Raw genomic sequence first — 15,249 nt, forward strand, 5'->3', positions numbered from 1 at the left:
CTCTACTAAACTTTTGCTTTCAAAGCTTGACATCTGCTACAAAACTTGTCGATAATTAACGTTTGTGGAAACTTTAGCTTTTAAAATAAACTCTTGGCTAACGTCATTGTTATAGGTGCCCAGTGGGGCGATGAAGGAAAAGGAAAAATCACTGACTTACTCAGCCGCTCCGCAGATGTCGTAGTACGTTACCAAGGGGGTGTCAATGCTGGACACACAATTGTAGTCAAGGGTCAAACCTTTAAATTGCATTTGATTCCCTCTGGTATTTTGTACCCGGATACAGAGTGCATTATTGGTTGTGGAACAGTCATTGATCCACAGGTTTTAATAGCAGAACTCGATCAAATAGAAAAACTTGGTATTTCTACCAAAAATTTATTAATTGCTGAAACAGCACATGTGACGATGCCTTATCATCGTTTGATTGATCAGGCATCAGAAGAGCGCAGAGGAAATCATAAAATAGGGACGACTGGTCGAGGTATTGGCCCAACCTATGCCGACAAATCGGAGCGAACAGGCATCAGGATGTTAGACTTGATGGACCCCCAAGGGCTACGTGACCAGCTAGAGTGGACAATCAATTACAAAAACGTAATTTTAGAAAAGCTTTACAACTTACCACCGCTAGAACCTCAAAAGGTAATAGACGAATATCTAAGGTTTGCGGAAAGGTTGCGGCCCTATGTGGTCGATACCTCGCTGAAAATTTACGATGCGGTTCAGCGACGGCGTAATATTTTATTTGAGGGCGCACAAGGTACACTTCTAGATTTAGATCACGGAACTTATCCCTACGTCACATCTTCTAACCCGGTAGCGGGAGGGGCTTGCGTTGGTACAGGACTAGGCCCGACAATGATTGACCGGGTGATTGGGGTAGCAAAAGCCTACACCACTCGGGTTGGTGAAGGGCCCTTCCCTACAGAATTAGATGGGGAATTAGGAGAATTGTTGTGCGATCGTGGTGCAGAATTTGGTACAACCACTGGACGCAAACGCCGGTGTGGCTGGTTTGATGCAGTCATTGGTCGCTATGCTGTGCGTATCAATGGCTTAGACTGTCTGGCAATCACAAAACTAGATGTCCTCGATGAACTAGAGGAAATCAAAGTTTGTACTGCCTATGAGATAGACGGCGAACGCTGTGAACATTTTCCCACCAGCGCCCGAAAGTTTGCTCAGTGTCGTCCTATTTACAAAACCTTGCCTGGGTGGCAACAGTCTACAAGTAACTGCCGTTCTTTGGATGATCTGCCACGACAAGCATTGGATTATCTCAAATTTTTGGCAGAATTAATGGAAGTGCCGATCGCGATTGTTTCTTTAGGAGCCAGCCGCGATCAAACTATCATTGTCGAAGACCCTATACATGGCCCTAAACGGGCTTTGCTACATGCTGATGGCTCTCCAGCTTCCTTGCTGAGTGCCTAGTCTAGGGGTAGGGGAGCGGAGAATTAGGGGCAAGGAGGACAAGGAGGACAAGGGAGAGATGAAATACTCTCTGCGTCACTGTGTCTTTTCCCAATCCCCGATCCCCAATTCCCTTGTTTGTCGATTCACAACTAACAATTTCTATGGAACTTACGATTGATTGTAAAAAGCGGCCAGAAGGTAGCAAGCCTAATGCTTTGCGTCGTTCTGGGTTAATACCTGCTAATTTGTACGGTCACAAAGGTAGCGAGTCTGTTTCTTTAGTTGTTGATGCTAAGACTGTTGAGCAGTTGCTCAAAAAGGCTCGTGTCAACAAAACTGAGTTTGAACTTAATGTAACAGATTTGGATTGGCGCGGTACAACCGTGATCCGGGAAGTTCAAACTCATCCGGCTAAGGGGACACCTTATCATTTGAGTTTTTTTGCTTCCAGCAAAGGTTGATACAGTTTGTCATAATTGCTGATGGAACCAGGGTTTTCACCCTGGTTTTTTATTGATTGAACCGTGAAGACGCGAAGGACGCGAAGGAAGGAGATGACAGAGGTTTTAGTTCCACCTTTAATTCAGCAGATGTTGCAGCCTGGGTTTTATCCTCATCCGGTGCAGGAACCAGTGAAGTTAATTCAGACGCATGTTTCTTATGTGTTGTTAACTGGGGATTTTGTTTATAAGTTGAAGAAGCCAGTAAATTTTGGCTTTTTGGATTATTCGACTTTGGAAAAGCGCCAGCATTTTTGTGAGGAGGAGTTAAGGTTAAATCAACGGGGTGCGCCGGAACTTTATTTGGAAGTATTGCCTATTGCTTTGGTAGGTGAGCAATATCAATTAGGGGGAACCCAAGCGGTAGAGTATGCGTTAAAGATGCGTCAGTTTCCCCAAGAGGCGTTGTTGAGTGAGATGTTTGAGCAGGGGAAGTTAGAGGAGAGGCACATAGCGGAATTGGGACGGGTAGTAGCGGAATTTCATGGGAAAACTGTTACTAATGATTACATTCGTTCTTTTGGGGAAGTATCACAAGTCCAGGCTGCGTTTGACGAAAATTACCAGCAAACGGAAAAGTATATTAGTGGGCCACAGACACAGGTACAGTTTGAGGAAACGAAGAAATATACAGATCAATTTTTTGCAGAGCGTGGGGAACTGTTTAAAAGTCGTATTGCCAACGACTATATTAGGGAATGTCATGGTGATTTGCACTTAAGAAATATTGCGCTATGGCAAGATAGAATTTTGCTATTTGACTGCATTGAGTTTAATGAGCCGTTTCGCTTTGTTGATGTGATGTACGATGTGGCGTTTACGGTCATGGATTTGGAAGCGCGGCAGTCTCAAGATTTGGCTAATGTGTTTTTGAATACTTATATTGAGCAAACTGGGGATTGGGAAGGTTTACAGGTATTACCTTTGTATTTAAGTCGCCAGGCATATGTCAGGGCGAAAGTAACTTCGTTTTTACTGGATGATCCGGGTGTACCAACAGAAGCTAAGCAGGAGGCGACGAAAACTGCTGCTGCTTATTACAAACAGGCGTGGGAGTATACTCAGCCACGTCAAGGACAGCTAATTTTAATGTCAGGGGTATCTGGTTCCGGAAAGAGTACGACGGCTCGGTATTTAGCTCCACAGATAGGAGCAATTCATATTCGTTCTGATGCAGTGCGGAAACATTTGGCGGGTATTTCTCTACTGCAACGCGGTGGAGATGATTTGTATACCCCCGAGATGACTCAGAAAACCTATACACGCTTGCTGGAATTGGGAATAATGCTGGCTAGTCAAGGTTTTAATGTAATTTTAGATGCCAAGTATGATCGCCAGCAGTTACGACAAGAAGCGATCGCTCAAGCCCAAGCTAAGCAAATACCTTTAGATATTTTGTATTGCACAGCACCACATAATGTATTGCAACAACGTCTACAACAGCGTACTGGTGATATTGCTGATGCAAATGCTGATTTGTTGGCGTCACAACTTGATGCTGCTGAGACTTGGACTGAAAAAGAAAAACCATTTGTGAAAATTTTGGACACAACTCAACCAATACAGGCACAATTAAAGGAAATATTTAACTAATAGCCTTAACAGTGAATTTGAGATTTTGGAATTTGGATTTTAGATCGGCAGTTATTAGTGATTAGGAAAGTAATTGTTAGTAATCGGCTTGATGCTCATTAATCCAAAATCCAAAATCCAAAATCCGAAATCCAAAATCCAAAATCGGTTGACCTTATGGCACCACAAAAGAACAATTTCAACCAATTTCTCTCGATTTCACCCAATTTTTTAAATCAAATTCTATTTGGGATCTTTTTAACACTCATTTTTTTGGTGGTACGTTATCCACTACCTGTGAGTCTTTTCTTAGGCATATTAGGTGGTTTAGCCGTAGGCTGGCTAACTACTGCTAGCAAAGGTACTCCCCAAGGTGATTCAATAGCCTCTTCTGAGGGTATTGATGCAGGATTAAAATACTGGTTATTTTTCTTACTCGGCTTTGTGTTTTTGGGATATCAACCATCCGTAAGTATCTTACTGGGTTCATTAGCTGGTATTGGTGGAGGCTGGATTATTGCTTGGTGGAAAAGCAAGGAAGAGACTAGAACTCAAATCCCCGAGGAATTAATAGATGAAACACAACTAGAATTACCTCCTACCCCAACTGTCAAGCGACGAGTTAGAAAACCTACACGTCGTTACCGTCGTTCTTCTGGAGGTTCCAACTGGCCACAATTTTGGCGCAGGTAATAAAGTTTTGTTAGTGGTTAGTGGTTAGTAGTTAGTGATTTGTTTTCTCCCCTGTCCTCCTTGTCTCCTTTGTCCCTAATCCCCAGTCCCTCCCATGTTCTTGTATCTCTCAAAGTTGCTACCACTATTTTTTTATCCTTTGGGGCTTGCTAGCGTTTGTTTGCTGGTAGCACTGTTCATGTTGTGGAAACGTCCTCGCACAGCAGCGATCGCTATTACCTTGGCGCTAGTGATATTGTTATTAAGTAGTAATGCCTGGATTGCTGATTTACTGGTGCGATCACTAGAATGGCAACATCTACCACCTGCACAACTACCAAATACAGAAGCAATTGTTGTGTTAGGCGGTGCTACCAAACCAGCTTTGCCACCACGACCAGGTGTAGATTTAAATGAAGCTGGCGATCGCGTGATTTATGCTGCTCAACTCTATCGCCAAAACAAAGCCCCTGTAATTATTCTCAGTGGTGGGCGCATTGATTGGGAGGACAACAAAGGTTCAGCAGAATCTGAGGATATGGCCCAAGTCCTCACCTCTATTGGCATACCACCAGAAGTTCTTGTTCAAGAATCTGAATCTCTCAATACTTATCAAAATGCAGTAAATGTCAAAAAAATACTCGATAGTCGCAGAATTCATCGGATTTTGCTAGTGACTTCTGCTATGCATATGCCGCGGTCATTTTTAATCTTTAAGCACCAGGGTATTGAGGCTATTCCTGCACCTACTGATTTTCTGATAACTAACACTGAAATCAAAGCACTAGGTCATACTCCTAAAGCTGCTATTTTGAGTTTGTTACCAGATAGTTCTAATTTACACAAGTTTACTACGGCAGCTAAAGAGTATGTTGGTATGTTTGTCTATCGCTTAAGAGGCTGGCTGTAAAAATTTAAACCAAACCCGACGCATCTTTCTGTTTGCTCTTTCCCTGATTCAAATAATAGGTCTAGAGGTTGTACTTTGACCTCAAAGAGTGAGATTATATTAACAAACATCGTTAGATTAATAAAATTTGAGCGATCGCCTGATAAATAGATAAAACTGGTATTTTCCAGAGCATAACTGTTTGTGGGAAAAAGCTACAGAAATACACTAAGTAAGCGATGAAACAAAACTTACTGGTAACAACAGCAGCAGTTACACTGACAACGGTAGTAATTACAGCAACTTCATCTCCTTTTTCCAAAAGCATTGCTCAACAGCCCCAAAGCCCTTTGAAGCAATCACCGACACAACTTATTGATGAAGTCTGGCAAATTGTCAATCGGGAATATGTTGATAGCACTTTCAATGGGCAAGACTGGCAGGCTGTGCGCCAACAGTATTTAAATCGTTCTTATAGTTCTTCCCAAGATGCATATAGAGCAATTCGGGAAATGCTCCAAAAGCTAGATGATCGCTTTACTCGATTTATGGAGCCTGAAGAATTTAAGGCAATCCAGGTTTCTTCAGCAGAAGACGATGTGGGAGTGGGATTGCAATTAGATATAAATGAAAAAACAAAGGAAATAGAAGTTATCAGTGCTATTGAAGATACTCCTGCCATAAATGCTGGAATTTTGCCAAAAGATGTGTTGTTAAAAATTGATGGTCGCAGCACCAAAGGGATGAGTACTACTGAAGCTGTTAGACTTCTCAAAGGTGAGCCAGGAACAGCTGTAGTCTTGACAGTAGGCCGAGCTAACAAACAACTAGAGTTTAAGATAACCAGACAAAGATTAAAATTACAACCAGTTCGCTATCAACTTCAGGAAACTCCAAGCAGCAAGATTGGCTATATTCGCCTAACCGAGTTCAGTGCAAATGCTGTTACGGAAATGCAACAGGCAATAAAAGATTTGGAAAACAAACAGGTGGATGGGTACATTCTAGATTTGCGCTCCAACCCAGGTGGCTTGCTGTTCTCTAGCGTGGATATTGCCCGGATGTGGATAAATAAGGGTACGATTGTTTCAATGGTTGACCGTAATGGTGAAATAGAACGTGAACAGGCAAATGGAAAAGCTTTAACTAATAAACCTTTAGTAGCCATTGTCAATGAAGGGACAGCCAGTGGTACAGAAATTCTCGCAGGCGCATTGCAGGAGAACCAGCGAGCCATTTTAGTAGGTGTCAAGACTCTTGGTTATAACACAATTCAATCAGTGCGCTGGCTTGAGGATGGTTCAGGTTTAGCTGTAACTGTTGCCAAGTGGCGTACACCCAAAGGAAGAGACATCAATAAGTCAGGAATTATACCTAATGTGCTTGTAAATTTAACGCAAGCTCAACAGCAAGCAATGCTTCAAAAGCGTTCATTTGGGACAATGGCAGACCCTCAGTACTCTAAAGCTGTGGAAAAACTCACTCAATTGATAAAGAAAAATTGATGCTAAATAAAGTGGCAAGCCAAGGAACGCGATCGCATTTTATATCAAGTAATTAAATAGGGGTTATTGTATATTGTGCATCTTACCTTGAGTATGCCTGAGAAGTTATTAAGTAAGTAATAATGAATGAGGAGTTGAACAAGTAACTATGAACTTTCACTCTTAATTTTTGCTTTTAATTAATTCAAATTATGTCTAGAGACTTACCATATATTATTCCTTGCCCTCAACCTCAAATTGAAGAAAGTTTTGCTGTCTACCAAACAACTCACCAGTTTTATCACGAAGTTAAAACGAGAGCAGATTATCAAGAATACTGTGAGTGGTATTACGCAATAGCAGAACAGCATCGTCAAGACCTAAAAAAAATGCGCGGCGAATTGAATATAATGCAGTTTTTTGTTCGCCGCCAATGAGGGACGTTAAATAATTTCTAACTCCTTTTCACGGAAGTGAGCTTTAAATTTTTTACTAAACTGCACTAAAACAGGCAAGTTAGCACTAACTGGTCTATCGTGCCACTGGGTAACAATATCTACCACCTCTCCCTCTGTACCTTTTAGGTCAAATGCATTACCACGATGCTCGGGATGATGGTATACTACCACGGATTCTTTAACACGAACGCGATCGCCTTTCTTCATAATAGAATTTACACCTAGCTTCTGCTTTTCCACAAGTGTCTCCACTGCCATCCCTCACTGAACTTGCTGCTGATAAAACATAGACTGCTTGCAAAAGTTGCTTTTGGCTTCTAAGCAGTATTAAGACGTGATTTTACGCCTTAATACTGCCTAGACAAACAAAGCCTGCCTATGCAGGCTTGAATATTGTTCGTTCTCTTAGTCTAAAACCCTTGTTTTCCAATCTACGGGAGAATAAGAGAACCAGGCGATATCTAAAATCACCTGTGCTTTGGCAAGGGGCCTAACCATTTTATCTTCACTCTAGGGTGATACAGCAGTCAAGTTAGTCAGTTGTGGTTGTTGGTTAATAGTTAGTGGTTAGTGGTTAGTGGTGAGTTGTTGGTTGTCTCGCCATCACCCCATCTCCCTTGTCTCCTCCACTCCTCATACTCCTCATACTCCTCTTACCACCTCCCTTCCCTTACTTTTGGGGTAGACACAGCTGTTGCACTTTTTGGGAAAGTTGTCTACACATCTGCTGGAATGTTTGTGGCTGTAATTGTTGCCAAGCAAATAATCCTACTGTTGCACCTCCTAGCAACAAAGCCAGTAATCCTAGCAGTAAAACCAAAGGTTTTTGCTGGTGTTGAGTTGTATTAGAGGTTTCGCTGATCGGGGAAATGTCTAACTCCAGCAATACTTGTGAACTTGCTGCTAACTCAGATTCTTCTGATTGTGGTTCTTCTGCGACAATTTCTACTTGTTTCTCTTCGACAACTTCTATTTGTAATTTCTTTTGAGTAACTGGAACCAAATAATCTGGAGAAAGGCGATAATGGGCAAGCACTACAGATACATTGTCATGACCATTTTTCTGATTTGCCAGTTTAATCCAAGCGTGAACAGCCTCTTCTAAAGTCAGTTCCCCTGTGAAGACTGGTACAGCATAATCTCGCCAAGCTTGTTCTACTAAATTATTGTCACTCAAGCCATCGGAACACAACAATAATATGCCGTCTTCTTCCAAAATAAAGCGCCGAACTAGAGGACGAAGCAATTCACCATCTTTTGTTCCTAAAGCTTGGGTGAGGGCAGTAGCATCTGGGCGTTGCAACCCTTGGCGATAAAGACTGCGGGCATAGCGTACTTCCCGTGTTGCCACATCATCATCAACTGTAAGTAGCTGGCAGTAGTTACGGGTAATCCAGTAAGCACGACTATCACCCACATTAACTAAATAAAGTTCGTGGGCATTTTCTGATTGCCACCCAGCAGCAGTTTGAATGCGTTGTGGGATTTGGGTAGCCATGACGATGGTTGTAGCCATACGTTGGGTGCCTGTACGTTTTTGTTCGTCATTACAATTGCAAATAATGTTGTTGATTACCCGCAAACTAGCTTCTAATTGTTGTTGCAATAAATCTGGCGGTACAATCTCGGCTTGTTCGGTAACTTCTTGTAATAAAGCGCGAATTTGCAGTTTCACAGACTGCACTGCTAATTGACTAGCAACTTCACCGCCTTCATGCCCACCAATACCATCGCAAACGATCGCTAAGCGTGGTAGTAATGAATCAGCGATCGCGTTGTTGTCATGAGGATAGCAAGTATCTTCATTTTGTATCAGTGCTTCTGCTCCTTTATCGGTTGCACCAGCTACTTTGATGCTTAAAGGTAATTCCGCCGCAGACGTCAATAATAAAGCATTCAGTTGAGTAGCAATATCTTTTAACTGTGCCTCACCACTACACATTTGTTGGACTATTTTTTGCAAGTCTCTTGCCACTTGGGTTTTGGCAGTAACTACCAAAGGTTGCCAACACTCTCCCAAATGCTTTAAGCTTGACTGTCCTGACTGCTGAAGTTGTAACAGTCGCACACACCAACCTTGCACTCTTAAATTATTTGGTATTAGCAAACTAGTTGCTACTCCTAGTTCTGACAAAGGCTGCCACAATTGCAGAATTTGCCATAGCCAGTAAACTTGTCTAACTGCCGTTGCTTGCTGCCATGCTTTTGTTAATGCTGGGTAAAGATTTCCTGCTTCATCTATAGGCACATTTTCCAGCAAGAGAATATCATCTGCTGCTTCTGTTTGAGAACTAACAAATCCATAAACTTGAGGTAGGTGTAACCGTTGTTGATATAACCGCAGGTAAGGAATAATTTCTTTTGGTATTGCCCCAGGTATGTCTGGTAACTTTCCTGGTTGAGTATCCAGCCAAATCCGAGGTGCAATAACTTCATATCTATCAGCTACTTTTTCTCCTTGAGGAATTGTACCTGCTGATGACCCAATTACCCAAAGATAGCAGTGAATCAGGGGAGTTTGACAATTTGTACAAACACGGTTATCAACAGGGTTGATGGGGCGAGTACAGATAGGATTAGGACAATTAATTATTTGTTGAGTCGAAATCATGCAAGTGTAAATATCTAGGTAAATTGATAGGTGAAGTTCGATTAAATTTAGCTGCCAAAAATTAAAATTTTAGACTAGACTGGATTTACTGGTTTACTTTTAACACTAGTTAATTAAAAGTTGAAAATTTTTACGTAAAAATTTTAGTACATCACAGTAGAAATAATTAAATAAATATAATGTTTAGGATGGCGCTATGCCAATTTCTACCGCAATGTGGTTGTCGAGTTCTACCCTCATCTGGCTGCTGGTAGGGGCAGGTTTGTGCTCAATAGAACTGTTTTTGCCAACAGCTTTTGTTGCTTTGATGATGGGAATTAGCGCCTTTGTGGTGGCGCTACTATCTCCAGTGATTTTAGGAAAATTATGGCTGCAATTAGTGGTTTGGCTACTGCTTTCTGTAGTGCTAATTGTGCTTTGTCGTCGTTTAGTAACACCAGTACGAGGTAAGTCAAAACTTCAGGATGCAACCACTGCTGAAACTTTAACAGAAATATCACCTGGAAAAGCAGGAAGAGTATTATACGAAGGCAATTCTTGGCGGGCGCGGTGTTATGATGACCATTTAGCGATCGCACCAAATCAAAGAGTTTATGTAGTCAGGCGTGAAGGCACAACTCTAATTGTCATGCCAGAATATTCTTCACTTCAATAGTTTGTGGTTAATGGTTAGTGGTTAGTGGTTATAAATCAGTGAAGAGTTAACAGTGAGTAATAAATTTGATAACTGATAACTGATTTATTCACCTACTTAAAATAAGGAGATAAATAATGGAACCTTTGTTTTTTCTTATAAGTTTAGTTTTAGGTGGTTCGGTGGTAGCAAGTTCTGTGAAAGTAGTTAACCAAGGCAATGAAGCTTTGGTTGAACGCTTAGGTAGCTACAATAAAAAATTAGAACCAGGACTGAACTTTGTTGTTCCTTTCATGGATAGAATTGTCTTCCGTGAAACTATCCGAGAAAAAGTTTTAGACATTCCCCCACAACAATGTATTACTCGCGATAACGTCAAAATTACCGTTGACGCAGTAGTTTATTGGCGCATTGTTGATATGGAAAAAGCTTATTACAAAGTGGAAAATCTTCAAGCCGCGATGGTGAATTTGGTGATGACACAAATTCGTGCGGAAATGGGCAAACTAGAACTAGATGAAACCTTTACCGCCCGTTCAGAAGTAAATGAACTTTTATTGCGAGATTTAGATATTGCTACCGATCCTTGGGGAGTAAAGGTAACGCGGGTAGAACTAAGAGACATTCTTCCATCTCAAGAAGTGCAGCAGTCGATGGAATTGCAAATGTCGGCGGAAAGACGTAAAAGAGCAGCAATTTTAACTTCTGAAGGTGAACGAGAATCAGCTATTAACAGTGCTAGAGGTAAAGCAGAAGCACAAGTTTTAGAGGCTGAAGCCCGTCAAAAAGCAGTGATTTTAGAAGCAGAAGCGCAACAAAAAGCCCTAATTCTCAAAGCCCAAGCCGAACGCCAGCAACAAGTTCTTAAAGCCCAAGCTATTGCTGAGTCTGCGGAATTAATTGCCCAAAAAATTAAAACCAACCCTACAACTCCCAAAGCCTTAGAAGTTCTGTTTGCCTTAGGTTATCTGGATATGGGCGCAACTATTGGCAAGAGTGATAGCAGCAAAGTTATGTTTATAGATCCGCGTACAATTCCTGCTACCTTAGAGGGCATACGCTCCATTGTTTCAGATTCTCCAGCAGATTCTGCCCAGATTTTGGACAACCAGACATCAAATATAAATACAAATGGTCTTGGCTGAGATAATTCCGAACAGGGTACAAGTCCCCAGATTCCCCAATCCAAAATCAGACGGCTATTCCATCGCAGCTTGAGCCATATGGCATTGTTTACACAAACCAAAAAACTCTAGGGTATGGTAAAAAATTTTAAAATTATGGGTGACTTGCAATTGCGTTTCCAGTTCATGGACTGGACACTGATTAATTGGAATCGAAGTACCACATTGTAAACAGGTGAGATGATGCTTATCTTGCTGCGCCAAGCTATAAAGGGCTTCACCGTTAGCCAATGTCCGCACTTGCACCATACCTTCCAGTTTTAAGGCTTCTAGAGAGCGGTAAACTGTTGCTAAACCCATACTTTGATCGCGGTTACGCAGTTCCACGTAAATATCCTGGGCAGAAATGCCTTGTTTGATGGTTTTGAGAAGATTCAGAATCCGCTCTTGGCTACGGGTACGTATAACTTTCATAGACACTATCTTGAAAATGGTAGCAAGGGTAAAGCTATGTCTTGGCTAACTTATAGCTTAACGCCGATAACTTGTAATCTTTATTGTCGCTGAACTGCAACATAAAGATATAGTATGAGCGTAGCAGCATTCAACGAAAGTCAGTGCAAAGGAAATATCGAGCCAAAATTTTTGTCACACTCCGTCCTTCAGTTTTAGATCCTGCTGGTGTAGCAGTGCAATCTGGGCTGAAGCAGTTAGGATACAATAACGTGGAACAAGTGCGGATTGGTAAGTATATAGAAGTCACCCTAATTTCACCAGATGAGAATTCTGCGCGTCGAAATCTGGATCAGATATGTGATCAAATGTTAGCAAATCCAGTGATTGAAAATTACCGCTTTGAGTTGATTGAAGTGGAATCACAGACGGGAGTGATTTAAAAAGATGGGGAGTGTGGGGACAAGGGGGACAAGGAGGACAAGGGAGAAATTACCTATTTCCTGTTAAGAGTTCCCTCTTACTAATGACAAATGACTAATGACCATTGACAATTGACTCTTGACTAAAAATGAAATTTGGTGTTGTTGTTTTTCCAGGTTCTAATTGCGATCGCGATGTTGCTTATGTTACCAGGGACATCTTAGGGCAACCAACTCGCATGGTTTGGCATCAAGATACAGATATTGCTGATTTGGATGTGATTATTCTCCCTGGTGGATTTAGCTATGGTGATTATCTGCGCTGTGGTGCGATCGCTCGTTTTTCACCCGTGATGCAACAAGTTATTGAACATGCACAAAAAGGTAAATTTGTCCTCGGTATTTGTAATGGTTTTCAGGTATTAACAGAAGCAGGATTATTGCCAGGAACATTGACAAGAAATCGGGATTTGCATTTTATTTGCGATCGTTCTTCCTTGAAAGTCGAACGCAGTGATTTAGCTTGGACACAAGCTTACTTTAGTGGTGAAATTATCACTTTACCGATTGCCCACGGAGAAGGACGATTTTATGCAGATAGACCGACATTAGCAGAACTTGAAGATAATGGTCAAATAGTATTCCGCTACCAAGGTGAAAATCCCAACGGTTCGCTCAAAAACATCGCCGGTATTTGCAATACTACAGGTAATATCTTAGGGATGATGCCACACCCAGAGAGAGCCGCAGATCCCGCTCTTGGTGGTACAGATGGGTTGAAGTTATTTGCTGGGTTGTTAGAAAAAGCAGTTGTGGCAGCAGGAGTTTAGTACATTAGTACAAATTTAAGCCTATAGATAGGGTATTCCTCGTATTTGCGAATCTAAGCTGAGGTGTATTCAGTGATGCAAATCGAGGAAATTATTATGTCCGGTGGACATGCTAGCCATAAAGGCACTTCTGCTAAACCCAATGTCAACGCTAGTGGACTCACAAATGCTGCTGACGATGCTACGGAAAATCCGCAAGAAGTTGTAGGGAATCGTACTGACTCTTCAAGTAGAACGGATGAAGCGACGGTAAATCCTGCTGCTATTGAGCGTCCGCAAGAAACGGATGAGCAAGAGTAGGGTTTGGCTAATTGAGAGTAAACATAGGGACACCAATACGGTTCGGATAAGACAAATCGATCTACATTAAACCCTGTAGAGACGCGAAATTTCGCGTCTCTACAACCCTGAATTCTTACGAAAAATTCTAACCGAACCGTATTGGTAAGGACACAGTATTGCTATGTCCTTTATTGTGCTAAATATTTAATTTTATATTTAAAAATGATTTAATTATGACATCATATCAGTCTCTGTGAGATATGTTTCCACTTATGATAATTTTTTGCTTGCCTGGCAACAAACAGTAAATACATTACGATGAACCGTGGAATTCCTCAAGTTAGTAATGCTTCTATTTTTCTTGCTAACTTATTTTCAAATCTTTAATATAACCGTAAGACCCTGTATCTAATGGACAACAAGAGGTAAGTCCTCAATTATAAACAGACAAATTAAATTTGTTTCTTTACCCAATTCCGAAATTTTTGTGTCATCCCCATCACTCCAACTCTTTGACTTTCCTCCAAGAATCGCGCAATTTCAATTAAAGGTAACTGGAGGAAAGTTGGCGAATTACTACACTTAATATATTGCTCCTGTTGTAATTGATAAATTCTCAGCACACCTTTTTCATAACCCAAAGTTCCGGGACACCCAAAGAAGCATAAATTTGCAATTTATCCAAAGACGAACTAGTTAAATTATTTTCCACTACTAAATCAGGAGGTGGATCGCAATTCAAGTCAATTTCTGATTTGTTCCTTACCCATGCTTTGTTCTGGATATAGTAGCTACTATCGGGTTCTGCACCTTGCAGCAAATCTTTACGTTTAAGAGTAGTGAAACCAGCAGAAAAAATTTCTAAATTCAACTCTTCCCCAAGTACAAAAATCAGACGTTCAATTTCCAATATTCCTTGGTCGTAATATAGTCTAGAGGTTCTATCCTCTCCCATCTCAGCTAGTATGGTTTCAAAAGTCTGCCAGCTAATATTTCTCAAGACAACCCTTTGTGGTGAGGGAGTGCGTGTAGTTACCATTGCTTGATAAGATGCAGTTAAGAAAGATTAATTGGAAATGCTCTAAATTGTATCTGGATCAATATTTAACTCTCGCAATTTAGCAGCTAATCTTTCGGATCTACTTAATGCTAATTCTTTCTGCTGACGTTCAGACTCAGCTTCTTCTTCAGGTGTTGGAACTAACTGTTCTTCAGGTGTAAAAAAACGCAATAAACCCTGATGAATACCTAAATATAAACCTAGCTGCTGACTCCATAAATGCCCTTGATTATTTGCTTCTAAGGGTAGATACTTGCCGTCTACTAAATGAAAACCAGCGAATTCTAATGTGTATGGATCGAACCAAAAATAATCGGGTGTGCGGAAGGTATTTTGGTAAAGTTTTTTCTTAAATTCTTTATCAATATTAGCTGTGGATTCAGAGAGAATTTCCAGAATTACATTCGGATATTTGCCATCTTCTTCCCACACTACCCAACTTTTACGAGTTTTGCATTCCGTGTCTAGCACAACAAAAAAATCTGGTCCTCGGAAATCTTGTGATTTACTTTTACTGAGGCTGTAGTAAATAGTCAGATTGCCAGCAGCATAGAAATCAGTTCTGTCTCGCCACAACCATTTTAGACATTTAAGTAAGAGCATGATTTGCTCTAGATGCAGTTCAGTTTCCAAAGGAGGCTCATCGCTGTATAAATCACTTGGGGGAAGGATAACATCTTGTGGGATGCCTTGGGGAGAGTCTAATTCTTTGGCAAGGGACATGGTTCGGGCATCAGGTATTTATGGGTTTATTTTATCGTTGTCAGTGGAGTGATCGCATTTGCTGCTCTGGTAGGTTAGAAAGCCACCCATAACTAAAGTTTTCATTGATATAGTAT

Annotated in this window: 16 protein-coding genes and 1 pseudogene; 12 read left to right on the top strand and 5 right to left on the bottom strand. The window is 41.1% G+C overall.

What is annotated here, in order from left to right; all coding sequences use genetic code 11:
- The first annotated feature begins 93 nt into the window (after positions 1-93).
- From RS893_RS07010 to RS893_RS07040, 7 genes are all read left to right on the top strand, one after another.
- Complete coding sequence (locus RS893_RS07010) at positions 94-1,437, top strand: adenylosuccinate synthase (protein ID WP_315790490.1); 1,344 nt, start codon at positions 94-96, stop codon at positions 1,435-1,437.
- A gap of 143 nt (positions 1,438-1,580) precedes the next feature.
- The gene (rplY, locus tag RS893_RS07015; RefSeq protein WP_315790491.1) at positions 1,581-1,880 is read left to right on the top strand and encodes a 50S ribosomal protein L25; all 300 of its coding nucleotides are present in this window, start codon (positions 1,581-1,583) and stop codon (positions 1,878-1,880) included.
- A gap of 93 nt (positions 1,881-1,973) precedes the next feature.
- Positions 1,974-3,512 carry an AAA family ATPase gene (locus RS893_RS07020; RefSeq protein ID WP_315790492.1) on the top strand — a complete coding sequence of 513 codons (1,539 nt, stop codon included), beginning with the start codon at positions 1,974-1,976 and terminating at the stop codon, positions 3,510-3,512.
- Between the two features lie 156 nt (positions 3,513-3,668).
- Positions 3,669-4,184, top strand: a complete 516-nt coding sequence (locus RS893_RS07025; protein ID WP_315790493.1) for a hypothetical protein — start codon at positions 3,669-3,671, stop codon at positions 4,182-4,184.
- A gap of 94 nt (positions 4,185-4,278) precedes the next feature.
- The gene (locus RS893_RS07030) at positions 4,279-5,073 is read left to right on the top strand and encodes a YdcF family protein (protein WP_315790494.1); all 795 of its coding nucleotides are present in this window, start codon (positions 4,279-4,281) and stop codon (positions 5,071-5,073) included.
- Positions 5,074-5,291: 218 nt separating this feature from the next.
- Complete coding sequence (locus RS893_RS07035) at positions 5,292-6,557, top strand: S41 family peptidase (RefSeq protein WP_315790495.1); 1,266 nt, start codon at positions 5,292-5,294, stop codon at positions 6,555-6,557.
- A gap of 191 nt (positions 6,558-6,748) precedes the next feature.
- A complete protein-coding gene (locus tag RS893_RS07040; protein ID WP_315790496.1) occupies positions 6,749-6,973 on the top strand; it encodes a hypothetical protein in 225 nt (74 codons plus the stop codon).
- Positions 6,974-6,979: 6 nt separating this feature from the next.
- Here the strand turns inward: RS893_RS07040 and RS893_RS07045 are convergent, their stop codons facing one another.
- Both RS893_RS07045 and RS893_RS07050 read right to left on the bottom strand, forming a co-directional pair.
- Positions 6,980-7,252 (bottom strand): ferredoxin-thioredoxin reductase variable chain, encoded by a 273-nt coding sequence (locus RS893_RS07045; RefSeq protein WP_102181528.1) that lies wholly within the window; start codon positions 7,250-7,252, stop codon positions 6,980-6,982.
- 412 nt (positions 7,253-7,664) lie between these two features.
- Entirely contained in the window at positions 7,665-9,605 is a 1,941-nt protein-coding gene (locus RS893_RS07050) for a protein phosphatase 2C domain-containing protein (protein ID WP_315790497.1), read from the bottom strand.
- A 196-nt stretch (positions 9,606-9,801) separates the two neighbouring features.
- On the opposite strand from RS893_RS07050, the gene RS893_RS07055 reads away from it, so the two are divergent.
- Positions 9,802-10,260 carry an NfeD family protein gene (locus RS893_RS07055; RefSeq protein WP_315790498.1) on the top strand — a complete coding sequence of 153 codons (459 nt, stop codon included), beginning with the start codon at positions 9,802-9,804 and terminating at the stop codon, positions 10,258-10,260.
- Between the two features lie 116 nt (positions 10,261-10,376).
- Positions 10,377-11,384, top strand: coding sequence for an SPFH domain-containing protein (locus tag RS893_RS07060; RefSeq protein ID WP_315790499.1), 1,008 nt, complete (start codon positions 10,377-10,379; stop codon positions 11,382-11,384).
- Positions 11,385-11,438: 54 nt separating this feature from the next.
- On the opposite strand, the gene RS893_RS07065 is transcribed toward RS893_RS07060, so the two are convergent.
- The gene (locus tag RS893_RS07065) at positions 11,439-11,837 is read right to left on the bottom strand and encodes a Fur family transcriptional regulator (RefSeq protein ID WP_315790500.1); all 399 of its coding nucleotides are present in this window, start codon (positions 11,835-11,837) and stop codon (positions 11,439-11,441) included.
- A 143-nt stretch (positions 11,838-11,980) separates the two neighbouring features.
- On the opposite strand from RS893_RS07065, the gene purS reads away from it, so the two are divergent.
- The 3 genes from purS (at position 11,981) to RS893_RS07080 (ending at position 13,368) form a co-directional block, all read left to right on the top strand.
- Positions 11,981-12,259: a phosphoribosylformylglycinamidine synthase subunit PurS gene (gene purS / locus RS893_RS07070; RefSeq protein ID WP_315790501.1), complete on the top strand. Its 279-nt coding sequence runs from the start codon at positions 11,981-11,983 to the stop codon at positions 12,257-12,259.
- Between the two features lie 128 nt (positions 12,260-12,387).
- Entirely contained in the window at positions 12,388-13,068 is a 681-nt protein-coding gene (gene purQ / locus RS893_RS07075) for a phosphoribosylformylglycinamidine synthase subunit PurQ (protein WP_315790502.1), read from the top strand.
- A gap of 96 nt (positions 13,069-13,164) precedes the next feature.
- Positions 13,165-13,368, top strand: a complete 204-nt coding sequence (locus RS893_RS07080; protein ID WP_315791896.1) for a hypothetical protein — start codon at positions 13,165-13,167, stop codon at positions 13,366-13,368.
- Between the two features lie 434 nt (positions 13,369-13,802).
- Here the strand turns inward: RS893_RS07080 and RS893_RS07085 are convergent.
- Together RS893_RS07085 and RS893_RS07090 are read right to left on the bottom strand one after the other, a co-directional pair.
- Positions 13,803-14,389, bottom strand: a pseudogene (locus tag RS893_RS07085) (Uma2 family endonuclease).
- 42 nt (positions 14,390-14,431) lie between these two features.
- Positions 14,432-15,133, bottom strand: coding sequence for a Uma2 family endonuclease (locus tag RS893_RS07090; protein WP_315790503.1), 702 nt, complete (start codon positions 15,131-15,133; stop codon positions 14,432-14,434).
- Positions 15,134-15,249 lie beyond the last annotated feature (116 nt).

This window comes from Fischerella sp. JS2 (assembly GCF_032393985.1).
Lineage (GTDB): Bacteria > Cyanobacteriota > Cyanobacteriia > Cyanobacteriales > Nostocaceae > Fischerella.